This is a genomic window from Pseudomonas cremoricolorata DSM 17059 = NBRC 16634, assembly GCF_000425745.1.
Lineage (GTDB): Bacteria > Pseudomonadota > Gammaproteobacteria > Pseudomonadales > Pseudomonadaceae > Aquipseudomonas > Aquipseudomonas cremoricolorata.
The window spans coordinates 232386-255959 of sequence record NZ_KE384442.1; the positions used below are offsets into that span (position 1 = coordinate 232386).

General features: G+C 63.8%; 23 protein-coding genes. 16 read left to right on the forward strand and 7 right to left on the reverse strand.

The features are described 5' to 3' along the window. Positions 1-209: 209 nt before the first annotated feature. Together H618_RS0119915 and H618_RS0119920 are read left to right on the forward strand one after the other, a co-directional pair. A complete protein-coding gene (locus tag H618_RS0119915; protein WP_028696737.1) occupies positions 210-884 on the forward strand; it encodes a response regulator in 675 nt (224 codons plus the stop codon). Next, a complete protein-coding gene (locus tag H618_RS0119920) occupies positions 874-2271 on the forward strand; it encodes a sensor histidine kinase (protein WP_028696738.1) in 1398 nt (465 codons plus the stop codon). The genes H618_RS0119915 and H618_RS0119920 overlap by 11 nt, the downstream gene beginning before the upstream one ends. A gap of 2 nt (positions 2272-2273) precedes the next feature. Here H618_RS0119920 and H618_RS0119925 read toward each other — a convergent pair whose 3' ends face one another. Together H618_RS0119925 and ygfZ are read right to left on the reverse strand one after the other, a co-directional pair. Beyond that, positions 2274-3080, reverse strand: a complete 807-nt coding sequence (locus H618_RS0119925; RefSeq protein WP_028696739.1) for an HDOD domain-containing protein — start codon at positions 3078-3080, stop codon at positions 2274-2276. 56 nt (positions 3081-3136) lie between these two features. After that, positions 3137-4078, reverse strand: a complete 942-nt coding sequence (gene ygfZ / locus H618_RS0119930; protein WP_028696740.1) for a CAF17-like 4Fe-4S cluster assembly/insertion protein YgfZ — start codon at positions 4076-4078, stop codon at positions 3137-3139. A gap of 156 nt (positions 4079-4234) precedes the next feature. On the opposite strand from ygfZ, the gene H618_RS0119935 reads away from it, so the two are divergent. Together H618_RS0119935 and H618_RS0119940 are read left to right on the forward strand one after the other, a co-directional pair. Then, on the forward strand, positions 4235-4489 hold the full coding sequence (locus H618_RS0119935) for an FAD assembly factor SdhE (RefSeq protein ID WP_028696741.1): 255 nt from the start codon (positions 4235-4237) through the stop codon (positions 4487-4489). After that, positions 4473-4922, forward strand: a complete 450-nt coding sequence (locus H618_RS0119940) for a protein YgfX (protein WP_028696742.1) — start codon at positions 4473-4475, stop codon at positions 4920-4922. Before H618_RS0119935 ends, H618_RS0119940 begins: the two co-directional genes overlap by 17 nt. 4 nt (positions 4923-4926) lie before the next feature. Here the strand turns inward: H618_RS0119940 and nadB are convergent, their stop codons facing one another. After that, positions 4927-6543: an L-aspartate oxidase gene (gene nadB / locus H618_RS0119945; RefSeq protein ID WP_028696743.1), complete on the reverse strand. Its 1617-nt coding sequence runs from the start codon at positions 6541-6543 to the stop codon at positions 4927-4929. A gap of 433 nt (positions 6544-6976) precedes the next feature. Between nadB and rpoE the strand changes: the two genes are divergently transcribed. From rpoE to pdxJ, 10 genes are all read left to right on the forward strand, one after another. Then, positions 6977-7558 (forward strand): RNA polymerase sigma factor RpoE/AlgU, encoded by a 582-nt coding sequence (rpoE, locus tag H618_RS0119950; RefSeq protein ID WP_011535354.1) that lies wholly within the window; start codon positions 6977-6979, stop codon positions 7556-7558. Positions 7559-7589: 31 nt separating this feature from the next. After that, complete coding sequence (locus H618_RS0119955; RefSeq protein ID WP_028696744.1) at positions 7590-8183, forward strand: RseA family anti-sigma factor; 594 nt, start codon at positions 7590-7592, stop codon at positions 8181-8183. Positions 8184-8191: 8 nt separating this feature from the next. Further along, positions 8192-9157 carry a MucB/RseB C-terminal domain-containing protein gene (locus tag H618_RS0119960; protein ID WP_028696745.1) on the forward strand — a complete coding sequence of 322 codons (966 nt, stop codon included), beginning with the start codon at positions 8192-8194 and terminating at the stop codon, positions 9155-9157. Positions 9158-9331: 174 nt separating this feature from the next. Further along, complete coding sequence (locus H618_RS0119965) at positions 9332-10762, forward strand: DegQ family serine endoprotease (RefSeq protein WP_425414211.1); 1431 nt, start codon at positions 9332-9334, stop codon at positions 10760-10762. A gap of 210 nt (positions 10763-10972) precedes the next feature. Then, positions 10973-12772 (forward strand): translation elongation factor 4, encoded by a 1800-nt coding sequence (gene lepA / locus H618_RS0119970; RefSeq protein ID WP_028696747.1) that lies wholly within the window; start codon positions 10973-10975, stop codon positions 12770-12772. Positions 12773-12777: 5 nt separating this feature from the next. Further along, positions 12778-13632, forward strand: a complete 855-nt coding sequence (gene lepB, locus H618_RS0119975) for a signal peptidase I (protein WP_028696748.1) — start codon at positions 12778-12780, stop codon at positions 13630-13632. A gap of 159 nt (positions 13633-13791) precedes the next feature. Then, the gene (gene rnc / locus H618_RS0119980) at positions 13792-14481 is read left to right on the forward strand and encodes a ribonuclease III (RefSeq protein ID WP_028696749.1); all 690 of its coding nucleotides are present in this window, start codon (positions 13792-13794) and stop codon (positions 14479-14481) included. After that, complete coding sequence (era, locus tag H618_RS0119985) at positions 14474-15376, forward strand: GTPase Era (RefSeq protein WP_028696750.1); 903 nt, start codon at positions 14474-14476, stop codon at positions 15374-15376. The genes rnc and era overlap by 8 nt, the downstream gene beginning before the upstream one ends. A 51-nt stretch (positions 15377-15427) precedes the next feature. Continuing rightward, entirely contained in the window at positions 15428-16111 is a 684-nt protein-coding gene (gene recO / locus H618_RS0119990; RefSeq protein WP_028696751.1) for a DNA repair protein RecO, read from the forward strand. 61 nt (positions 16112-16172) lie between these two features. Further along, positions 16173-16895, forward strand: coding sequence for a pyridoxine 5'-phosphate synthase (pdxJ, locus tag H618_RS0119995; RefSeq protein ID WP_425414212.1), 723 nt, complete (start codon positions 16173-16175; stop codon positions 16893-16895). On the opposite strand, the gene H618_RS0120000 is transcribed toward pdxJ, so the two are convergent. Further along, positions 16892-17521, reverse strand: coding sequence for a TetR/AcrR family transcriptional regulator (locus H618_RS0120000; protein ID WP_211232373.1), 630 nt, complete (start codon positions 17519-17521; stop codon positions 16892-16894). The genes pdxJ and H618_RS0120000 overlap by 4 nt on opposite strands. Positions 17522-17720: 199 nt before the next feature. Between H618_RS0120000 and H618_RS0120005 the strand changes: the two genes are divergently transcribed. After that, positions 17721-18818 carry an efflux RND transporter periplasmic adaptor subunit gene (locus H618_RS0120005; protein ID WP_028696754.1) on the forward strand — a complete coding sequence of 366 codons (1098 nt, stop codon included), beginning with the start codon at positions 17721-17723 and terminating at the stop codon, positions 18816-18818. A gap of 6 nt (positions 18819-18824) precedes the next feature. Further along, the gene (locus H618_RS0120010; protein WP_028696755.1) at positions 18825-21884 is read left to right on the forward strand and encodes an efflux RND transporter permease subunit; all 3060 of its coding nucleotides are present in this window, start codon (positions 18825-18827) and stop codon (positions 21882-21884) included. 28 nt (positions 21885-21912) lie between these two features. Here the strand turns inward: H618_RS0120010 and H618_RS0120015 are convergent, their stop codons facing one another. From H618_RS0120015 to H618_RS21990, 3 genes are all read right to left on the reverse strand, one after another. Then, complete coding sequence (locus tag H618_RS0120015; protein ID WP_028696756.1) at positions 21913-22602, reverse strand: DUF4197 domain-containing protein; 690 nt, start codon at positions 22600-22602, stop codon at positions 21913-21915. 30 nt (positions 22603-22632) lie between these two features. Continuing rightward, complete coding sequence (locus H618_RS0120020) at positions 22633-23031, reverse strand: YbaY family lipoprotein (RefSeq protein WP_028696757.1); 399 nt, start codon at positions 23029-23031, stop codon at positions 22633-22635. A gap of 72 nt (positions 23032-23103) precedes the next feature. Next, positions 23104-23544: a YbaY family lipoprotein gene (locus tag H618_RS21990; RefSeq protein WP_050577368.1), complete on the reverse strand. Its 441-nt coding sequence runs from the start codon at positions 23542-23544 to the stop codon at positions 23104-23106. Positions 23545-23574 lie beyond the last annotated feature (30 nt).

Genomic DNA, 23574 nt, shown 5'->3' on the forward strand with positions numbered 1-23574 from the left:
GGATCGACAGCATCGGGGTGACTCCGTTTTTGTTCTTATTGGGCCGCACCTTGTTGGTGCTACTCCGGGTAGATCGGGCTACCGTGGTGCGATCCTAGGCAATCAACCTTTCGCCAACCTTTCAGTGTCAAAGGTTTGTAACAAGGGGCTTCACAGCACCGCCGCCGCGGTTACACTCCGCGCCAACCGTACGATCGAGGGGAAGTCCCATGCGTGTGCTGCTGGTCGAAGATCACCTGCAACTGGCCGAGAGCATGGCGCAGGCTTTCAAGAGCCAGGGCCTGACCGTGGACGTGCTGCACGATGGCGTCGCCGCTGACCTGGCGCTTGCCAGTGAAGAATACGCGGCGGTGGTGCTGGATGTTGGCCTGCCGCGCATGGACGGCTTCGAGGTGCTGGCGCGTCTGCGCAGCCGTGGCAAGACCGTGCCGGTGCTGATGCTGACCGCGCGCAGCGACGTCAAGGACCGCGTCCATGGCCTGAACCTGGGCGCCGACGACTACCTCGCCAAGCCCTTCGAACTCACCGAACTGGAAGCCCGGGTCAAGGCCTTGTTGCGTCGCAGCGTGCTCGGTGGCGAGCGCCAGCAGCGTTGCGGACCGCTGGTGTATCACCTCGATACCCGGCGCTTCACCCTGGGCGAAGAGCACCTGAGCCTGACTTCCCGCGAGCAGAGCGTGCTCGAAGCGCTGATTGCCCGCCCCGGACGGGTGATGAGCAAGGAACAACTGGCGGCCCAGGTGTTCGGCCTGGACGAACAAGCCAGTCCCGACGCCATCGAGATCTACATTCACCGCCTGCGCAAGAAACTCGATGGCCAGTCGGTGGCGATCGTCACCTTCCGCGGTCTGGGGTATCTGCTCGAGCACCGCGATGGCGGATAACGGCAGCCTGCGCGGGCGCCTGCTGGGCAATCTGGCACTGTTGCTGGTGGTGCTGATGCTCGCCAGCGGCCTGAGCGCCTACTGGAACGGTCGCGAGGCGGCCGACACCGCCTACGACCGCACCTTGCTGGCCTCGGCGCGGACCATCGCCGCCGGCCTGTCGCAGCGCGACGGCACCCTCAGCGCCGATGTGCCCTACGTGGCGCTGGACACGTTCGCCTACGACAGCGCCGGGCGTATCTACTACCAGGTGCTGGACATCAACCAACGCTTGATCTCGGGCTACGAGCATCTGCCGCCACCGCCACCCGATACTCCGCGCACCGACGACTACCCGGCTCTGGCGCGGTTCTACAACGCCACCTACCAGGGCCAGGACGTGCGCGTGGTGAGCCTGCTGCGGGCCGTCAGCGAGCCGAACATGAACGGCATGGCCGAGATTCGCGTGGCCGAAACCGAAGAGGCGCGGGTCAGCATGGCCCGCGCCCTGGCCGGCGACACCTTGCTGCGCCTGGGCATGCTGGCGCTCGGCGCGCTGCTGATGGTGTGGTTCGCCGTCAGTGCGGCGCTGCGCCCGCTCGAGCGTCTGCGCAGCGCCGTCGAAGAGCGTCAGCCCGATGACTTGCGGCCACTGCCGTTGGTGCAGGTGCAGCGCGAACTGGAGCCGCTGGTGCGCGGCCTCAACCACTTCACCGAGCGCCTGCGCGGACAGTTCGAGCGCCAGGCGCAGTTCATCGCCGAGGCCGCCCACGAGCTGCGCACCCCGCTGGCAGTGCTCAAGGCACGGGTCGAGCTGGGCCTGCGCTCGCACGAGCCGCAGCAGTGGCGCCAGACCCTGACCGAGGCCGCCCAGGGCACTGATCGGCTGACCCACCTGGCCAATCAGTTGTTGTCGCTGGCGCGCATCGAAAATGGCGCGCGGGCGATTGCCGAAGGCGGCGCCCAGCCTCTGGACCTCACTCAACTGGCCCGCGAGCTAGGCATGGCCATGGCGCCGCTGGCCCATGCCCGCGGCGTGGCCCTGGCGCTCGAGGCGGAGGCTCCGGTGTGGCTCAAGGGCGAGCCGACCCTGCTCAACGAGCTGCTCAGCAACCTGATGGACAACGCCTTGGCGCACACGCCGGTGGGCGGCAATGTGATTCTTCGCGTGCTGGCGCCAGCGGTGCTGGAGGTGGAAGACGACGGCCCGGGGATTCCTGCGGACGAACGCGAAATGGTCTTCGAGCGCTTCTACCGACGCAGCGCCCAGGGCACCGGGCTGGGCCTGGCCATCGTCGGCGAGATCTGCCGCGCTCACCTGGCGCAGATCAGCCTGCACGAAGGCCACAGCGGCGGCTTGCGCGTGCGCGTCAGCTTCAACGCCGATACGCCGCTGGGCGGCGCCTGAAGCTAGCGCAGCAGGTTGCGCGCTTCGAGCAACTGCACCGCATCCAACTCGCTGCCGGGCGGCAGTTTCAAATGACGCCAGGCCGGCAGCGCCTGCAGGGTCGGCATGTCGTCGCGGCGCTGCAGGCCACGGGCGATCTGCACCACATCGACATAGTCGGCGCGCGCGGTTTGGCGCTGCAGGTCGTCGATCTGGCTCGGCAGGCTGGCCAACTGGTCGGGGAAATCCCAGGCGCTGAGCAGTTTGTCGCCAAGCACCGGCTGGATCTGCTCGATCACATACTGCAGGCACACCGGGTCGGACAGCAGTTCGTCGTGTTCCTGGGCGTAAATCAGCACCGGCAGGGCGCCGATCTGATGCACCAGGCCGCCGAGTGCGGCTTGGTCGGGTTTGAGGTCGGTGTAGCGGCGGCACAAGGCATAGCTGATGCCGGCCACCTCCAAGCTGCTCTGCCAGACCTCACGCAGGGTCTGTTCCACCGCCGGCGAGCGGGCGTGGAAAATCTGTTCGATGACCAGCCCGATGGCCAGGTTGCAGCTGTAGTTGATGCCCAGGCGGGTAATTGCCGTGTGCAGCTCGGTGACCTCCACCGAGGCGCGCAGCAAAGGGCTGTTGACCACTTTGATCAGCCGCGCGGCCAGTGCCGCGTCCTGGCCGATCACCCGGCTCAGGGCGGCCACGCTGATCTCGCTGTCTTCAGCGGCCTCGCGGATGCTCAAGGCCACCTCGGGCAGGGTCGGCAGCACGAGGTCGTCGTTATCGATGGCAGCAAGCAACTGCGCTTGCACCGTCCTGGCCAGCTTGTTCATCAGGAATCTCTACCGCGGTGAGGGAGCAGCCCCGCACGGGTGGCGGGGCTGGTTGATCAGCGTTGGATTTCCCGATCGCGGTCCAGTTCATAGGGAAGTGTCAGCAGCTCCAGACGCGGTCCGTCAGGCGCGCCCAAGTGCAGGTTGTCATCGGCCACCGAGTCGGCGCTGAGCACCGCCAGCAGCTCGGCGCCGGCGCCATTGCCGGCAGCCAGCACCACTTCGCCGACCGACGAGGCATGGGTGGGAGAGAACACTTCGGTGCCTGCCGCAGGCGCCTCGCCGCAGGCCAGCGCCAGACGGTACTGGCGCCGCTTGAGCTTGCCCAGGTACTGCATGCGCGCGACGATTTCCTGGCCGGTGTAGCAGCCCTTCTTGAAGCTCACGCCGCCGATGGCCTGCAGGTTGATCATCTGGGGAATGAACAGCTCGCGGGTGGCGCCGAAGACCTGGCCGATACCGGCGCGAACCTGGCCCAGCAGCCAGTCGTTGAGAATACCCTGGTTCAGGCTCGCGGCGAGTTGGTCGTGCACCTGGCTGGCCTGTTCGGTGACCACCCACAGCTCGGCGCGGCCGGGGCTGACGCGGGTGGCGATCAGGCCGGGCTGACGCACGGTGGCGCCAGCTTCATCCGGCAGGTCCAGGCCCAGTGCCTGCAAGGGCGCCTGCGCATCGTGCAGACCGAAACGCGACCACAGGGCGCTGTCGTCGCTCAGCACGGCCTTGGAAAACACCGCGTATTTTTTCAGGTCGGCCAGCTGCGCTTCCAGCAACTCGCTGGCCATTGCCAGGAGATAGCCGTTGCTTTCCGGCAGGATGCGAAAGCTCGACTGCATCCTGCCCTTGACCATGCAGCGGGCGCCGAGGCTTGCGTGTGCATCGTCGAGGTAGTTGAGGTTGCAGGTCAGTTGACCCTGCAGGAATTTGCCGGCGTCCGAGCCGCGGACGGCAAGCACGCCCTCGTGGCTGAGGGGGCAGTAGAAAGCGGTATCGGCCATGGGTCATCGCGGTAGCTGGAAAGTCTGGCGGCCATCATAGAACGGTGCTGCGCAAATAGGTAGGCGCGTGGCCTGGGTGGTAACAGTGTGCGACCAATGCCGAGTGTCGCGCTGTCGCGCAGGCTGTATACTGCCCGGCCATTCGAGGAGGGCCCCATGGTCGAACAAACTGAACTCAATCGCCTGTTCTGGCACAGCCGCCGCGGCATGCTCGAGCTCGACGTGCTGCTGGTGCCGTTCACTCAGGAGGTCTACGCGACCCTGGGCGAGAGCGACCGCGCGCTGTACCGGCGCCTGCTCGAATGCGAGGACCAGGACATGTTCGGCTGGTTCATGGAGCGCAACGAGTCGCAGGACCCAGAGCTGCAACGCATGGTCCGCATCATCCTGGACCGTGTCCAGCCCAAGTGACACCTTCGAGTGCCGTTGGCACGGCTCACGCCGCCTGCTGACGGCTTACCTGGCGTGCCAGGCACTGGCCGCGTGCGCCCTGGCGCTGAGCGCAGCGCCGGGCTGGCTGCTGGCGCTGGCCGTCGTGCTCGGCGCAGCGCACGCCTGCTGGGTCATCCCGCGTCGTATTCTGCTCACCCATCCCACCGCCATCACCGCTTTGCGCCGCAGTCCGCGTGGCTGGCAGTTGTTCAGCCGGCGCCATGGCTGGCAGCCGGTGCGCCTGTGCCGTGACAGCGTGGCGGTGCCCGGCCTTGTAGTGCTGCGCTATGTGCGCCAGGGCCGCAGGCTGAGCGAAAGCCAGTGTGTGATGGGCGACGCGCTGTGCCACGAACAGCACCGCCGCCTGCGCGTGAGGCTGACCTTCAGCCGGCGACGCTGGCAGGCACCCTGAGCGGTCAGTGCCGGCTGACGGTGGGGTCGAGCACCGTGTCGCGGGCGTCACTGAGCGGCTGCGGATAATCCAGGGTGTAGTGCAGGCCGCGTGATTCCTTGCGCTGCATCGCCGAGCGAATCATCAACTCGGCCACCAGGGCCAGGTTGCGCAGTTCGATCAGGTCGCGGCTGACCTTGTAGTTGCTGTAGAACTCATCGATCTCATCGAGCAGCATGCGCACGCGGTGGGCGGCACGTTGCAGGCGCTTGCTGGTGCGCACGATGCCTACGTAGTCCCACATGAAGCGCCGCAGTTCGTCCCAGTTGTGGGCAATGATCACGTCTTCGTCGGAATCGGTGACCTGGCTGGCGTCCCAGCACGGCAGGGTGCTCGGCATGCCGATCTGCTGCAGTTGGGCGATGATGTCGGCGGCGGCGGCGCGACCATAGACGAAGCATTCGAGCAGCGAGTTGCTGGCCATGCGATTGGCCCCGTGCAGGCCGGTGAAGCTGGTCTCGCCGATGGCGTACAGGCCGGGTACATCGGTGTGGCCCTGTTCGTCGACCATCACCCCGCCACAGGTGTAGTGCGCCGCCGGTACTACCGGAATCGGCTGGCGGGTGATGTCGATGCCGAAGCCCAGGCAGCGCTCGTAGACGGTGGGGAAGTGCGTCTTGATGAACTCGGCCGGCTTGTGGGTGATGTCCAGGTACACACAGTCGATGCCCAGGCGCTTCATCTCGTGGTCGATGGCGCGAGCGACGATGTCCCGTGGGGCCAGTTCTTCACGTTCGTCGAAGCGCGGCATGAAGCGCTCGCCATTGGGCAGGCGCAGCAGCGCGCCTTCCCCGCGCAGGGCTTCGGTGATGAGGAAGCTCTTGGCCTGGGGGTGGTACAGGCAGGTGGGGTGGAACTGGTTGAATTCCAGGTTGGCGACCCGGCAACCCGCGCGCCAGGCCATGGCGATGCCGTCACCGCAGGCGCCATCGGGGTTGCTGGTATAGAGGTAGACCTTGGCCGCGCCGCCGGTGGCGAGCACGGTGAAACGGGCGCCGAAGGTGTCGACTTCGCCGCTGTTGCGATCGAGCACGTAGGCGCCGAGGCAGCGTTGGCCGTTCAGGCCCAGGCGCCGCTCGGTGATCAGGTCGACCGCCACCCGCTGCTCGAGCAATTCGATGTTCGGGCGGCGCCGCGCCTGCTCCAGCAGGGCGGTGAAAATGGCCGCTCCGGTAGCATCGGCCGCGTGGATGATGCGCCGGTGGCTGTGGCCGCCCTCACGGGTGAGGTGGAACTCGAAGCCGCTGTCATCGCCGTTGGCCTGCTCGTCGCGGGTAAACGGCACGCCTTGCTCGATCAGCCACTCGATGGCTTCGCGGCTGTGCTCGACGGTGAAGCGTACGGCATCTTCATGGCACAGGCCGCCACCGGCATTGAGGGTGTCCTCGACGTGGGACTGCACGGTGTCGGTGTCGTCCAGTACGGCAGCGACGCCGCCCTGGGCCCAGAAGGTCGAGCCATTGGCCAGTTCGCCCTTGCTCAGCACCGCTACGCGCAGGTGCGCGGGCAAATTCAGCGCCAGGCTCAAGCCAGCGGCGCCACTGCCGATCACCAGGACATCATGTTGGAATTGTTGGCTCATGTCGGGACACTAGTAATCTGGGGAAGGGGAACGGCACAATAGTCATGCGTAGGTGGCATTGTGAAACTATCGTGAATCGTCACCGGGAAGCCTTTATAGCAGTCCCAGGTAGCTGATTTCCAACGGCGCTTGCGCTGGCGGAGGAATCTCTGTGGGAACTTTCCTACCTCTTGGGAAATCTCATGAAGGCTGCCCGCACGTCACAATTGCTGCGGCGACGCAGGGCAGCTGCTCTTATCGGGCGAAATCCTGCGTATTCAAGATCTAATGGCGATGCAGTCAGCGGTGCCCGACTGCCTCGCTCGTGCGCGCCGACCAAGGGCCGCAGGAAACTTGCTTGGAGGGGAGAACTTTTGCCTAAAGCCCGAGTCTATGTTTGCAAGCCTGAGCGATGGCTTTTGCAACACTCCTTCGAGTTCACTGAGGAGTGTTCATGCTAACCCAGGAAGAGGATCAGCAGCTTGTCGAGCGTGTTCAGCGCGGCGACAGGCGAGCGTTCGATCTGTTGGTGCTGAAGTATCAGCACAAGATTCTCGGGTTGATCGTGCGTTTCGTCCACGACACCCATGAAGCCCAGGATGTGGCGCAAGAGGCTTTCATCAAGGCCTATCGTGCCTTAGGAAACTTTCGCGGCGACAGTGCGTTCTATACGTGGCTGTACCGCATCGCCATCAACACGGCGAAGAACTATCTGGTGTCGCGAGGAAGGCGGCCTCCAGACAGCGATGTGAGTTCCGAGGATGCGGAATTCTACGACGGCGATCATGGCCTCAAGGATCTCGAGTCCCCAGAGCGCTCGTTGTTGCGGGATGAGATCGAAGGCACCGTCCATCGGACCATCCAGCAACTGCCGGAAGATTTGCGCACGGCCCTGACTTTACGCGAATTCGATGGTCTGAGTTACGAAGACATTGCGAGTGTCATGCAATGTCCGGTGGGTACCGTGCGCTCCCGAATCTTTCGCGCCCGGGAGGCCATTGATAAAGCCCTGCAACCGCTGTTGCAGGAATCCTGAGACAGCGGCGCTAGCCAAGAGAGGAACCGCCATGAGTCGTGAAGCTTTGCAGGAATCGCTGTCCGCTGTACTGGACAACGAAGCGGATGAACTGGAACTGCGTCGGGTGCTCAGCGCCCTCGATGATCAGGACACCCGCGCGACCTGGTCGCGTTACCAGGTCGCTCGTGCAGCCATGCACAAAGAGTTGCTGATGCCCAATCTGGACATCGCCTCGGCGGTTTCCGCGGCATTGGCTGAAGAGGCCGCGCCGGCTAAGGTCAAGCAGGGTCCATGGCGCAGCATCGGTCGTCTGGCCGTTGCCGCTTCGGTGACCGTCGCTGTCCTGGCGGGTGTGCGTCTGTACAACCAGGATGACATCACCGGTGTCGAACTGGCCGCTCAGCAACCTGCCCAGCAGACCTTGAGCGCACCTCAGGCGCAAGGCCCTGCGGTTCTGGCCGGCTACAGCGAAAGCAGCGAGCAGCCTACTGGCCCGATGGCCAATGGCGTCTTGCAGAACCAGGCCGGTTGGGATCAGCGTCTGCCCAATTACCTGCGCCAGCACGCCCAGGATTCGGCGTTGAAGGGTTCTGAAACCGCTCTGCCTTATGCCCGCGCTGCCAGCATGGAAGACGCCAAGTAAGCAGGCCCATGCGCGCGATATCCCTTCTGTCGTTGTTTATCGGCAGTTGCCTCGCAGTGCCAGCACTGGCTGCCAATTCCTCGCCACAAGCGAACGAATGGTTGCACAGGCTGGCACAGGCCGAGCGTCAGCAGAGCTATCAAGGCTCTTTCATCTACGAACGCAACGGCAGTTTCTCTTCCCACGAAATCTGGCACCGAGTCGCCGACGGTCACGTCAGCGAGCGCCTTTCGCAGCTCGATGGCGACGGCCAGGAGATTCTCCGGGTCAACGGCAAGGTCACCTGCGCCACAAGCGATCTGCTCGATGGAGCCGGCGCCCGCGCCGACACTGCCCACCGTACCCTCGATCCCCTGAAACTGATGAGCTGGTACGACCTCAAGGTCGCCGGCAAATCGCGCGTGGCCGGTCGCGAGGCGGTGATCATCAGTGTTATCCCACGTGACCAGCACCGTTATGGCTTCGACCTCGATCTCGACACGCGTACCGCTTTGCCACTGCGCTCGCTGATGGTCAACGAAAAGGGCCAGTTGCTCGAGCGCTACCAGATGATTGCACTCGATACCGATCGACCGCCAGGCGACAGCGATCTGCGTCCTCGCCCTGGCTGCAAACCCCTGACACCTGCAGTTGCGAAAAACACGGCTGCGCGGATTGGCTGGCGTTCCGACTGGCTGCCGCCGGGATTTGAGCTGATTGGCAGCAGTGCCCAGGTTCAAGGTGACGACAAAGGCGCGGGTAGCAGTCTGTTGTACGACGATGGTTTGTCGCGTTTCTCGGTGTTTCTGGAGCCGATCAAAGATGCCAACGAGTCGGATATTCGCACCCAGTTGGGCCCCACTGCCGCGGTATCGCGGCATCTGGTGACAGCCAAGGGTGCAATCAGGGTCACTGTGGTTGGGGAAATTCCGCTGGGCACCGCAGAGCGCGTGGCCCTGTCCATGAGGGCTCAGGATATCCAGGCCAGCCAGTGAAACAGGCCGGCCAGCGGTGCTGCGTGGCCATGCGCTGAAACGAAATTAAAGCAATGTCATTTGCAATCCATGGGCAAATTTCTTATAGGTCTGTCTTTCCATGCAGCTGGCCTGCCCATGGCCTGGCAAACCCTAACTGCCAACTGCGCTCGTTGTGACGGGAGTCGTATGTCGATACCACGCTTGAAACCCTATCTGTCGATGTTTGCTGCCGTGCTGATGCTCGGGCAGGCGCTCGTGGCCCAGGCCCAGGAAGCGCTGCCTGACTTCACCACCCTGGTCGAGCAGGCATCCCCAGCCGTCGTCAACATCAGCACCAAGCAAAAGCTGCCCGACCGGCGCATCGCCCAGGGGCAGATGCCGGATCTGGAAGGTCTGCCACCGATGTTCCGCGAGTTCTTCGAGCGCAGCCTGCCGCAGCAGCCGCGCTCGCCGCGTGGCGACCGTCAGCGTGAAGCGCAGTCGCTGGGTTCTGGCTTCATCATTTCCGCCGATGGCTACGTGCTGACCAACAATCACGTGGTAGCCGACGCCGACGAGATCATCGTGCGCTTGTCTGACCGCAGCGAGCTGCAGGCCAAGCTGGTCGGCACCGATCCGCGTACCGACGTGGCGCTGCTCAAGGTCGAAGGCAAGAACCTGCCCATCGTCAAGCTGGGCGACTCGCAGAAGCTCAAGGTCGGTGAGTGGGTGCTGGCCATCGGTTCGCCGTTCGGATTCGATCACTCGGTGACCAAAGGTATCGTCAGTGCCAAGGGCCGTACCTTGCCCAACGACAGCTACGTACCGTTCATCCAGACCGACGTGGCGATCAACCCGGGCAACTCCGGTGGGCCGCTGTTCAACATGGATGGCGAGGTGGTAGGCATCAATTCGCAGATCTTCACCCGCTCCGGTGGCTTCATGGGCCTGTCGTTCGCCATCCCGATCGATGTCGCCCTGGACGTTTCCAACCAGTTGAAGAAAGACGGCAAGGTCAGCCGCGGCTGGCTGGGCGTGGTGATTCAGGAGGTCAACAAGGACCTCGCCGAATCCTTCGGCCTCGACAAGCCTGCCGGTGCCCTGGTGGCGCAGGTGCTCGACGACGGCCCGGCGGCTAAGGGTGGCTTGCAGGTCGGCGACGTGATTCTCAGCATGAATGGCAAGCCCATCGTCATGTCCGCCGACCTGCCGCATCTGGTCGGCAGCCTCAAGGACGGCGACAAGGCCAAGCTTGAAATCATCCGCAACGGCAAGCGGCAGAACCTCGACATCGCCGTGGGTGCGCTGCCTGACGATGATGCCGACCTGACGCCAGGCGCGAAGAAAGACGGCGTCGAGCGCAGCAGCAATCGTCTGGGTGTGTCGGTCGCCGAACTGACCGCCGAGCAGAAGAAGTCGCTGGAGCTCAAGGGCGGTGTGATGATCAAGGAAGTGCAGGACGGGCCTGCGGCCCTGATCGGCCTGCGTCCGGGCGATGTCATCAGTCACCTGAACAACCAGGCCATCCTGTCGACCAAGCAGTTCACCGAGATTGCCAAGGAGCTACCGAAGAACCGTTCGGTGTCGATGCGGGTGTTGCGCCAGGGGCGCGCCAGCTTCATCACCTTCAAGCTGGCCGACTGACCGGCAATCAATCGACAAGGGCAGCCAAGGCTGCCCTTGTCGTATCTCCGGACATCCAGTGCCCCGGCCGATAGCCTGCTTCGGCGCTTTTGCGTAACAGCGGGTTGCCGGTTAACTGATCGGGAATCTCCCATAACCCTGCGGCTTGGGGTACAATTCCCGGCTATTTTTGGCGGGCGTCCGGCTCGCAGCCTTTTCGAGTGTTGACCCGTGAGTGATTTGAGTCATATCCGCAATTTCTCCATCATCGCCCACATCGACCATGGCAAGTCGACGCTGGCCGACCGTTTCATTCAGCTGTGCGGCGGCCTCACGGCACGCGAGATGGAAGCCCAGGTACTGGACTCCATGGACCTCGAGCGCGAGCGCGGCATCACCATCAAGGCCCACAGCGTCACGCTCCATTACAAGGCGCAGGACGGCAAGACCTACCAGCTGAACTTCATCGATACCCCCGGCCACGTCGACTTCACCTATGAAGTCAGCCGCTCTCTGGCCGCCTGCGAAGGCGCCCTGCTGGTGGTCGATGCCGGTCAGGGCGTCGAGGCGCAGTCGGTCGCCAACTGCTACACCGCCATCGAGCAGGGCCTGGAGGTCATGCCGGTGCTGAACAAGATGGACCTGCCCCAGGCCGATCCGGACCGCGTCAAGGACGAAATCGAGAAAATCATCGGCATCGACGCCACCGACGCCGTGGCCTGCTCGGCCAAGAGCGGCATGGGCGTCGACGAGGTGCTCGAGCGTCTGGTGCACACCATTCCTGCCCCCACCGGTGAAATCGACGCGCCGCTGCAGGCGCTGATCATTGACTCGTGGTTCGACAACTACCTGGGCGTCGTCTCGCTGGTGCGTGTGCGCCAGGGTCGGGTGAAGAAGGGCGACAAGATTCTGGTCAAGTCCACCGGCAAGGTGCACCTGGTCGACAGCGTGGGCGTGTTCAACCCCAAGCACACCCAGACTGCCGATCTCAAGGCCGGCGAAGTCGGCTTCATCATCGGCAGCATCAAGGACATCCACGGCGCGCCGGTCGGTGACACCCTGACCCTGGCCGCCACTCCGGACGTCGCAGTGCTGCCCGGCTTCAAGAAGATCCAGCCGCAGGTGTACGCCGGCCTGTTCCCGGTCAGCTCCGATGACTTCGAAGATTTCCGCGACGCCCTGCAAAAGCTGACGCTCAACGACTCGTCGCTGCAATACATGCCGGAAAGCTCCGATGCGCTGGGCTTTGGCTTCCGCTGCGGTTTCCTCGGCATGCTGCACATGGAAATCATCCAGGAGCGCCTCGAGCGCGAGTACGACCTGGACCTGATCACCACGGCGCCAAGCGTGATCTACGAGCTGGAACTGAAGACCGGTGAAACCATCATCGTCGACAACCCGTCCAAGCTTCCGGATGTCTCGGCGGTCACCGATTTCCGCGAGCCGATCGTCACTGCCACCATCCTGGTGCCGCAGGAGCACTTGGGTAACGTCATTACTCTGTGCATCGAGAAACGCGGCGTGCAGCGCGACATGCAGTTCCTCGGCAGTCAGGTGCAGGTGCGCTACGACATGCCGATGAACGAAGTGGTGCTCGACTTCTTCGACCGTCTGAAATCGACCAGCCGTGGCTACGCCTCGCTGGACTATCATTTCGACCGTTACCAGTCGGCCAACCTGGTCAAGCTGGACGTGCTGATCAACGGCGACAAGGTCGATGCCCTGGCGCTGATCGTGCACCGCGACAACGCGGCCTACAAAGGCCGTGCGCTGACCGAGAAGATGAAGGAACTGATCCCGCGGCAGATGTTCGACGTAGCGATCCAGGCAGCCATCGGCGGCCAGATCATTGCCCGAACGACCGTCAAGGCGCTCAGAAAGAACGTACTGGCCAAGTGTTACGGCGGCGACGTCAGCCGTAAGAAAAAACTGCTGGAGAAGCAGAAGGCCGGTAAGAAACGCATGAAACAGGTCGGCAACGTGGAAATTCCACAAGAAGCCTTCCTCGCCGTGCTCAGGTTGGATAGCTAGGTCCTATGTCGCTAAATTTCCCGCTGTTGCTCGTCATCGCCGTAGCTGTCTGTGGTCTGCTGGGGCTGATCGATCTGCTGTTCCTGGCGCCGCGCCGTCGCGCGGCGATCGCCACCTATCAGGGCAGCGTCAGCCAACCTGATGGCGCGGTGATCGAGCGCCTGGACAAAGAACCGCTGCTGGTCGAATACGGCAAGTCGTTCTTCCCGGTGCTGTTCATCGTGCTGGTATTGCGTTCGTTTCTGGTCGAGCCTTTCCAGATTCCGTCCGGGTCGATGAAGCCAACGCTGGAAGTGGGCGACTTCATTCTGGTGAACAAATTCTCCTATGGCATTCGCCTGCCGGTGATCGACAAGAAAGTCATCGAAGTGGGCGACCCCAAGCGCGGTGATGTGATGGTGTTCCGCTACCCCAGCGATCCGAACGTCAACTACATCAAGCGTGTGGTCGGCCTGCCGGGTGACCAGATTCGCTACACCAACGACAAGCGTCTGTTCGTCAATGGCCAGGCGATTGCCGAGCAACTGGTCGGCACCGAGCCCGGCACGCTGGGCAGCGCGGAGCTGTACAAGGAAAAACTCGGCGAAGCCGAGCACCTGATCCGCAAGGAAATGAGCCGTTACCGCATGCCGCCCGACCAGCAGTGGACGGTGCCCGCCGGGCACTACTTCATGATGGGCGACAACCGCGACAACTCCAACGACAGCCGCTTCTGGGACGATCCGAACATTCCCAAGGAGCTGCATGGCATGGTTCCGGACCGCAATATCGTCGGCAAGGCCTTCGCGGTCTGGATGAGCTGGCCCGAACCCAAGCTCAGCCATCTGCCCAACCTGTCACGGGTCGGCCTGATCCATTGATCCACCACGGCGCTGCCAGCCTGGCAGCGCCGAATGCATTTCTGACATAGGCTGTGTTCTTCAGGATCAGAGAATCCACCGCATCGGACGGTGGTCGCAGCCACGCAGTCTTCAGGACTTTGATTTGAACAACGCGTTGAATGACCCACAGGTGGCCGCATGAGTGCTCCACTTGCCCGCCTCGAGCGCAAGCTCGGCTACACCTTCCGGGATCAGGAGCAAATGCTGCTGGCCCTCACTCACCGAAGCTATGCCGGGCGCAACAACGAGCGACTGGAGTTTCTCGGTGACTCGATCCTCAACTTCGTCGCCGCCGAAGCGCTGTTCGCGCGTTTCCCACAGGCCCGCGAAGGCCAGCTGTCGCGGCTTCGCGCGCGCCTGGTGAAAGGTGAGACGCTGGCCCGACTGGCCCGTGGCTTCGACCTGGGCGACTACCTGCGCCTGGGCTCGGGTGAGTTGAAAAGCGGCGGTTTTCGCCGCGAGTCGATTCTCGCCGATGCCCTCGAAGCGCTGATCGGCGCCATCTACCTCGACTCCGACATGCAGACCGCCCGCGAGCGCATCCTCGCCTGGCTGGCCGGCGAGTTCGAGAGCCTGACCCTGGTCGACACCAACAAAGACCCGAAAACCCGCCTGCAGGAGTTCTTGCAGTCGCGTGCCTGCGAGCTGCCACGTTATGAAGTGGTCGACATCCAGGGCGAACCTCACTGCCGTACCTTCTTCGTCGAATGCGAAGTGGTGCTGCTGAACAACAAGAGCCGCGGCCAGGGCGTCAGCCGGCGTATCGCCGAGCAGGTCGCGGCAGCCTCGGCACTGATCGCCCTGGGCGTGGAGAATGGCAATGACTGAGAACACCCCGACCCGTTGCGGCTATGTGGCCATCGTCGGCCGGCCGAACGTGGGCAAGTCGACCTTGCTCAACCACATCCTCGGGCAGAAGCTGGCGATCACCTCGCGCAAGCCGCAGACCACCCGCCACAACATGCTCGGCATCAAGACCGAGGGTGATGTGCAGGCCATCTACGTCGACACCCCAGGCATGCACAAGGCCAACGACAAGGCCCTGAACCGCTACATGAACCGCAACGCCTCGGCTGCGTTGAAAGATGTCGACGTGGTGATCTTCGTCGTCGACCGCACCCGCTGGACCGACGAAGACCAGCTGGTGCTCGAGCGTGTGCAGTACGTCACCGGCCCGCTGATCATCGCCGTGAACAAGACCGACCGCATGGAAGAGAAGGGCGACTTGATCCCGCACCTGCAGTGGCTGCAGGAGCAACTGCCCAATGCCGAAGTGGTGCCGATCTCGGCCCAGCAAGGGCACAACCTCGATGCCCTCGAAGGCCTGATCGCCAAGCACCTGCCAGAGAACGAGCACTTCTTCCCCGAAGACCAGATCACCGACCGCAGCAGCCGCTTTCTGGCCGCCGAGCTGGTGCGCGAGAAGATCATGCGTCAGCTGGGCGCCGAGCTGCCGTACCAGATCACCGTCGAAATCGAGGAGTTCAAGCAGCAGGGTGCGGTGCTGCACATCCATGCGCTGATTCTGGTCGAGCGCGATGGGCAGAAGAAGATCATCATTGGCGACAAGGGTGAGCGGATCAAGCGCATCGGCTCTGAAGCGCGCAAGGACATGGAACAACTGTTCGACGCCAAGGTGATGCTCAACCTCTGGGTCAAGGTCAAGGGCGGTTGGTCCGACGATGAGCGCGCCCTGCGCTCACTGGGCTACGGCGACCTGTAACCCTTCGATGGCCCGGACTGCTCCGGGCCATTTTCTTCGTGGGTCTCGCTCATGGAACATCCCGTCGGCCAGCCGGCCTATGTACTGCACAGCCGCGCCTACAAGGAAACCAGTGCCCTGGTCGACCTGTTCACTCCGCAGGGGCGACTGCGCGCGGTGTTGCGTCGTGCGCGCGGCAAAGGCGGTAGTCAGATGCGCCCGTTCGTGCTGCTCGAAGTCGAGCTGCGCGGGCGCAGCGAGCTGAAGAACGTCAATCGACTGGACGCCGTAGGCGTGGCCGCCTGGCTGCACGGCGATGGCCTGTTCAGTGGGCTGTACCTCAACGAGCTGCTGATGCGCCTGCTGCCGGCCGAGGCGCCCCACCCGCAGCTGTTCGAGCATTACACCCTGACCTTGCAGGCCCTGGCCGCCGGGCGGCCGCTCGAGCCATTGCTGCGTGCTTTCGAATGGCGCCTGCTGGACGAACTGGGCTACGCGTTTTCCCTGACTCATGACATTAACGACCAGCCCATCGTCGCCGAGGGCCAGTACCGCCTACAGGTCGATGCCGGTTTGCAGCGTGTCGAGCTGGCGCAGCCTGGGCTGTTCACCGGTGTGCAGTTGCAGGCCCTGGCCGAGGCCGACTGGGACGCCCCCGGTGCTCTGCTGGCCGGCAAACGCCTGATGCGCCAGGCCCTGGCCGTGCACCTGGGGAGCAAGCCGCTGGTCAGCCGGGAACTGTTTCGCAAGCGCTGATCCCGACGTATGCTGTGCGGCTCAATCTTCAGGAGAGCCTTTCGTGACTCACAGCAACCGCATGCTTCTGGGCGTCAACATCGATCACGTGGCCACCCTGCGTCAGGCCCGCGGCACCCGCTATCCTGATCCGGTCAAGGCCGCGCTGGATGCTGAAGAGGCCGGTGCCGATGGCATTACCGTGCACCTGCGCGAAGACCGCCGGCATATCCAGGAGCGCGATGTGCTGTTGCTCAAGGACGTCCTGCAGACCCGTATGAATTTCGAGATGGGCGTCACCGAAGAGATGATGGCCTTCGCCGAACGCATTCGCCCAGCGCACATCTGCCTAGTGCCGGAAACCCGCCAGGAGCTGACCACCGAAGGTGGGCTGGATGTCGCCGGCCAGGAAGCGCGCATCAAGGCCGCGGTGGAGCGTCTGGCGCGCACCGGTGCCGAAGTGTCGCTGTTCATCGACGCCGACGAGCGCCAGATCGAAGCCTCGCGCAGGGTCGGTGCGCCGGCCATCGAGCTGCACACCGGCCGCTATGCCGACGCCCACAGCCCCAGCGAAACCGCCGATGAACTGCGCCGCATCGCCGATGGCGTCGCCTTTGGCGTCGCCCAGGGGTTGATCGTCAACGCAGGGCACGGTCTGCACTATCACAACGTCGAGGCCATCGCCGCGATCAAAGGCATCAACGAGCTGAACATCGGTCACGCGCTGGTGGCGCATGCTCTGTTCGTCGGTTTCAAGGCCGCAGTGGCCGAAATGAAGGCGTTGATTCTGGCAGCGTCGCGTTAAGGCCGGAACGCCCGCATGAACACGCCCACGGCGCTGCGCACGTGGGCGTCGGCCTGCTCACCGGTCAGCGCCGGCGCGTAGCCCAGCAGCAACCGGTAATCCGGCGCGCCCTTGACCAGGCAGAAGAAGTGCTCGGCGGCGCGGCGCCGGTCGTCGACACACAACCAGCCGCGCTCGACGAACTTGCCCAGCAACCCCTCCATACCCGCCAGAATCCGCTGCGGCCCGGCTTCGTAGAAGTAGGTGCCGAAACCAGGGTCGTGGTTGCCCACAGCCATGATCAGGCGGCTGAGCTGCACCGATTCGTCATCGCTGATCAGCGCCTGGAAGCTGCGCGCGATGCTCAGTAACACTGCCTCGGGCTCGGCATCTTCCGGCAGTTCGAACAGCAAGTCGGGCAGTTGCGCCTGGCAGGTCGCCATGACTGCGGCCTCGAACAGCGTCTGTTTGTCGGTGAAATGGCTGTACACCGTAAGCTTGGACACCCCGGCGGCGGCGGCGACGGCATCCATGCTGGTGCTGGCGTAGCCCTGGCTGAGAAACAGCTGCTTGGCCGCCTGCAAAATGGCCTCGCGTTTGTTCAGGTCCTTGGGGCGGCCGGGGCCAGTGGGGGATTCGCTGTGCATGGGTATCCGAATTGAAGTTGAGCGCAGACATCTGTTCGCGGGGTCGCGCATCTTAACGGGTTGCTCGGTGCAAGGCTGTAGGCACGTGCGCAAGTGGGTACTGATTTCTCTGTGACGCGGGCTTCCCGGCCAGGGTTCCCTGATTTACTATACCGGCCGGTATAAATATTCGAATCGCCCCGCGCATAAGGACTTGCCCATGTCGTCTCACCCGTTGCGCCTGCTGTTGGCTGTCGTTGCCTGTGTGTCGTTGCTGGGCTGCGGTGAAGACGCCGCGGTCGCCCAGGCGCCGCGCCCGGCGCTGGTCGTGCAACCCTTCGTTGCCGTTGCCGGCAGTGAAAGCTACCCCGGTGAAGTGCGCGCGCGACTCGAGCCGCAGCTGGCCTTTCGCATTCCAGGCAAGGTCAGCAAGCGCCTGGTGGAGGAAGGGCAGCGGGTCAAGGCCAACCAGCCCCTGGCCGAACTCGATCCGCAGGATGTGCGCCTGCAGTTGCAGGCCAACCGCGCGCAGGTGGCCGCCGCCCAGGCGAACCTGGCGCTGGTCGGTGCCGAGCGCGACCGCTATCAGAAACTGCTCGACCGGCAGATGGTCAGCCGCTCGCAGTACGACAACGCCGAGAACCTCTATCGCGCGGGTCAGGCGCGTTTGAGCCAGGCCAACGCGGAATTCGCGGTGGCCGGTAACCAGGCCGACTATGCGGTGCTGCGCGCCCCGCAGGACGGTGTCATTGCCAGGCGTCAGATCGAAGTCGGCCAGGTGGTCGCGGCGGGGCAGACGGTATTCAACCTGGCGGTGGATGGCGAGCGCGAGGTGCAGATCAGCTTGCCCGAGCAGCAGTTCTCGCGTTTTGCCGTGGGCCAGCGGGTGAGCGTGGAGTTGTGGTCGCAGCCCAACGCTCGCTACGAAGGACGTATCCGCGAACTCTCACCTGCGGCCGATGCGCATTCGCGCACCTTCCCGGCGCGTATCGCCTTCACCAGCCAGGCTCCGGCACAGCTGGGCCAGAGCGCACGGGTGTTCATCGACGGCAGCCCCAGCAGCGAGCTGTCGTTGCCGTTGGCCGCCGTCAGTGCCGAGCAGGGCCAAGGCTACGTATGGCGGGTCACGTCGCAGAGCCGGCTGCAGCGGGTCAATGTCAAGCTCGGCGCCTACGGCAGCGACAGCGTGCCGGTGCTCGAAGGCATCGCTGCCGGCGACTGGATTGTCGCCGCAGGTGGCCATGTGCTGCGTGAAGGCCAGCAGGTGCGGCCGGTGGATCGCAGCAACCGCACCGTCGATCTGGCCGGCAAGGAGTAAGCCTGGATGTCGTTCAACCTTTCCGCCTGGGCACTGCGCAATCGCCAGATCGTGGTGTTCCTGATGATCCTGCTGGCCTTGGCCGGCGCGTTGTCCTACACCAAGCTCGGACAGAGCGAAGATCCTCCGTTCACCTTCAAGGCCATGGTCATCCGCACCTTGTGGCCGGGGGCAAGTGCCGAGGAAGTGTCGCGCCAAGTCACCGAGCGCATCGAGAAAAAGCTCATGGAGACTGGCGAGTACGAGAAGATCGTCTCGTATTCGCGTCCCGGTGAGTCGATGGTGACCTTCATGGCCCGCGATTCACTGCATTCGGACGCCATCCCCGAGCTGTGGTATCAGGTGCGCAAGAAGATCAGCGACATCCGCCACACCTTGCCACCCGAGGCACAAGGACCGTTCTTCAACGACGAGTTCGGCACCACCTTCGGCAACATCTACGCGTTGACCGGCACAGGCTTCGACTACGCCGTGCTCAAGGACTACGCCGATCGCATTCAGGTGCAGTTGCAGCGGGTCAAGGACGTCGGCAAGGTCGAGCTGCTGGGGTTGCAGGACGAGCGTATCTGGATCGAGTTGTCCAACCTCAAGCTGGCCACCCTGGGCGTGCCGTTGGCGGCGGTGCAGCGGGCGCTGGAAGAGCAGAACGCGCTGAGCAGCGCTGGCTTTTTCGAAACTCCCAGCGAGCGCGTGCGCTTGCGCGTCAGTGGGCGCTTCGACAGCGTCGAGCAGATCCGCCAGTTCCCCATCCGCGTTGGCGAACGCACCCTGCGTATCGGCGACATCGCCCAAGTGCAGCGCGGTTTCAACGACCCACCCGCGCCGCAGATGCGCTTCATGGGTGAGGATGCCATTGGCCTGGCCGTGTCGATGAAGGACGGCGGCGACATCCTGGTGCTGGGCAAGGCACTGCAAAGCGAATTCGCCCGCCTGGCGCAGAACCTGCCGGCAGGCATGGAGCTGCGCAAGGTGTCGGATCAGCCCGCGGCGGTCAAGGCCGGGGTCGGTGAGTTCGTCAAAGTGCTGGTCGAAGCGCTGGTGATCGTGCTGCTGGTGAGTTTCTTTTCCCTGGGCCTGCGCACCGGCCTGGTGGTCGCCCTGGCCATTCCGCTGGTACTGGCCATGACCTTCGCCGGCATGCAGTTCTTCGGCATCGGCCTGCACAAGATTTCCCTCGGCGCGCTGGTGCTGGCCCTGGGCTTGCTGGTGGACGACGCGATCATTGCCGTGGAAATGATGGCTATCAAGATGGAGCAGGGCTATGACCGTCTCAAGGCCGCCAGCTTCGCCTGGACCAGCACCGCGTTTCCCATGCTCACCGGCACGCTGATCACTGCCGCAGGCTTTTTGCCGATCGCCACGGCTGCATCGAGTACTGGCGAATACACCCGTTCACTGTTCCAAGTGGTGACCCTGGCGCTGCTGGCCTCTTGGGTGGCGGCGGTGCTGTTCGTGCCGTACCTGGGCGATCGCCTACTGCCAGACCTTGCCAAGCGCCACGCGGCGCGGCCTGCGGCGCACGGGCATGATCCTTACGCCACGCCGTTCTACCAGCGCGTGCGGCAGGTGGTGGAGTGGTGCGTGCGGCGACGCAAGACGGTCATCGTACTGACCCTCGCTGCATTCGTCGGCAGCCTGCTGCTGTTTCGCTTCGTGCCGCAGCAGTTCTTCCCGGCCTCGAGCCGTCCCGAGCTGATGGTCGATCTGAAACTTGCCGAAGGCGCTTCGCTGAGCAACACCGCCGAACAGGTCAAGCGCCTGGAGGGCCTGCTCAAAGACCGCGCCGGCATCGACAACTACGTGGCCTACGTCGGTACCGGTTCGCCCCGCTTCTACCTACCGCTCGACCAGCAACTCCCGGCCACCAGCTTCGCCCAGTTCGTGGTGCTGGCCCATTCGCTGGAGGACCGCGAGCAACTGCGCAGTTGGCTGATCGACACCCTGCAAGAGCAGTTTCCGGATCTGCGCTCGCGGGTGACCCGCCTGGAGAATGGTCCACCTGTAGGCTACCCGGTGCAGTTCCGCGTCACCGGCGAGCACATCGAGCAGGTGCGCGCTCTGGCCCGACAGGTGGCCGAGCAGGTACGGCAGAACCCGCATCTGGTCAACGTGCATCTGGACTGGGAGGAACCGAGCAAGAGCGTGTTCCTGCAAGTCGATCAGGATCGCGCGCGGGCGCTGGGGGTGAGCACGGCGCAGTTGTCGCGCTTTTTGCACAACACCTTGACCGGCGGCACGGTGAGCCAGTACCGCGAAGACAACGAGCTGATCGAAATCCAGTTGCGCGGTACCGCCCCCGAGCGTGCCGACCTGGGCAGCCTGGCCAGCCTGGCGATTCCCACCGACAACGGCGCCAGCGTGGCCCTTTCGCAGGTGGCGACCCTCGAATATGGCTTCGAAGAGGGCATCATCTGGCACCGTGAGCGGTTACCGACCGTGACGGTTCGCGGCGACATCTACGATCAACAGCAACCGGCCACGCTTGTCGCGCAGATTCTGCCGAGCCTTGAGCCGATACGCGCGCAATTGCCCGATGGCTATTTGCTGGAAGTGGGCGGCACGCTGGAGGATTCCGAGCGCGGCCAGGCCTCGGTGAACGCCGGTATGCCGCTGTTCATCGTCGTGGTGCTGACTCTGCTGATGCTGCAATTGCGCAGTTTCTCACGCACGCTGATGGTCTTTCTTACCGCGCCTCTGGGCTTGATCGGCGTGACCTTGTTCCTGCTGCTGCTGCGCCAGCCGTTCGGGTTCGTCGCCATGCTCGGCACCATTGCCCTGACCGGGATGATCATGCGCAACTCGGTGATTCTGGTCGACCAGATCGAACAGGACATCGCCGCTGGCCTGGATCGCTGGCAGGCCATCATCGAGGCCACGGTGCGGCGCTTCCGGCCCATCGTGCTCACCGCGCTGGCGGCGGTGCTGGCGATGATCCCGCTGTCGCGCAGTGTGTTTTATGGGCCGATGGCTGTGGCGATCATGGGCGGGCTGATCGTTGCGACGGCGTTGACCCTGCTGTTCCTGCCAGCGTTGTATGCGGCATGGTTCAAGGTCAGGAAGGGGTAGGGGCGAGAGACGCCTCGCCCCTTGCGCTTCAAAGCAGCCCGAAGACTTTCTTGGCCAGGCTGGTAGCGGCCTGGGCAGGATTCTGGCGGATACTTTGTTCCTGCTTGGCGATCATCTCGAACAGGCCATCGAGGGCTTTCTCGGTGACGTAGTTCTCGATGCTGACATTCTTGCCTTTGCCCAGCCCAAGCGCTGCGGCTTGACCTGCGAAGGCGTTGTACTGCTGAACCACGCCGACCTGATCGGTGGCCTGCTTGACGATCGGCAGGAACTTGGCGCGGATCTGCTCGCGGCTGCTGGTATTGAGGTACTGGGTGGCCGAGTCCTGGCCACCTTGCAGAATGCCTTTGGCGTCAGCCACGCTCATCTTCTTCACCGCATCGACGAGAATCGCCTGGGCTTGCGGCACTGCGGCTTCGGCAGCCTTGTTCATGCTGGTTTCCAGCGCTTCGACCTGCTCACCCTTGCCGAACATCTTCATGGCCTTGGCGGCCTTGCCGAGGTTGCCTGGCAGCTCGATGCGCACGTCCGGGTTGTCGTTGAAGCCGCCTGGGGTGCCCAGTTGCTTGACGGCGATCTGCGCGCCCTGGGTCAGGGCATCTTTCAGGCCGCCGGCGGCATCGTTCTGGCTCAGGTCACCGAGCGACAGCGCCAGCGCGCTGGCCGACAGGAGCAGGCCGGCGCACAGGGTGGTCAAGCGAGCAGAGAAACGAATCATGGAAATATCCTTTGCTGGAGAAACGGGAAGTCAGTGGACCTGGTCGAGTTTGATCCGCAGCGGCTGCGGGTCGTGGCCATCGAGCTGGACCGACTGTTGCTGGGTGTTTGTGAACAGCAATTTGCCCTCCAGTTCAATGCGGGCGTTGATTGCATAGCGGTGACCGGGCTTGATCTGGCTGGGGTCGTAGTTCAGCTGGAAGGGCAGCGGTACGTTGCCCTGGACCGGGCCGGCCTGGCGGGCCAGGGTGGTGGCGGGGGCGTCGGCGAGCGACACGTCCTGCAAGCTGACATTGAGCGTCGCAGCCGGGGGCAGGGCGATGCGTTGCAGGTAGAACACTTCACCAGCGAGGCTGGCGGTCGGGGCAGGAGCGTTGCTGGAGCAGGCAGCTAGCAACGAGGCGCAGCACAGCGCGAGGAGCTTTTTCATGGGGTCTCCGAGAGTCCTTGGGGCGGGGTCAGGCCACCCCAGGGACTTTAACGGATAGATGCGACGTCGGCATCAGTCCATGAGGTTGCCACCGTGGATGCCTTGGGTGGCCTGATCGATCAGGTTGCCGCCATGGATACCCGGCGTTGGCGATGGGTTGGCGACCGGCTCGACAATCACCAGGGGGCGGGCATCGACCTGCTCAGGGTCGAAGGCGTGCTGCTGGGTGTTGATGAACAGCAACTCGCCGTTGTGGGTGATCGAAACGCTCAGTGCATAGTCACGCCCCTTGTGCAGCCGGGCTTCGTCGTAGCTCAGGGCCAGGCCCAGGCGTAGCGGCCCGCCGAGCAGCAACTGACTGGTAGCCAGGCTGACTGCGGGTGCATCGGCCAGGCTGACGTCGTCGAGGCTGAGGCTGACCAGCGAGTCGGGGCTGAGCATCGCGGCGCCTTCGCTGCTGGCGATGTCGACCGTGAGGGTCTTGATGAGCTGTGGCTGAATGTTGCAAGGCATGGAAACTCCAGTGCCGATGACCAAGGGGGG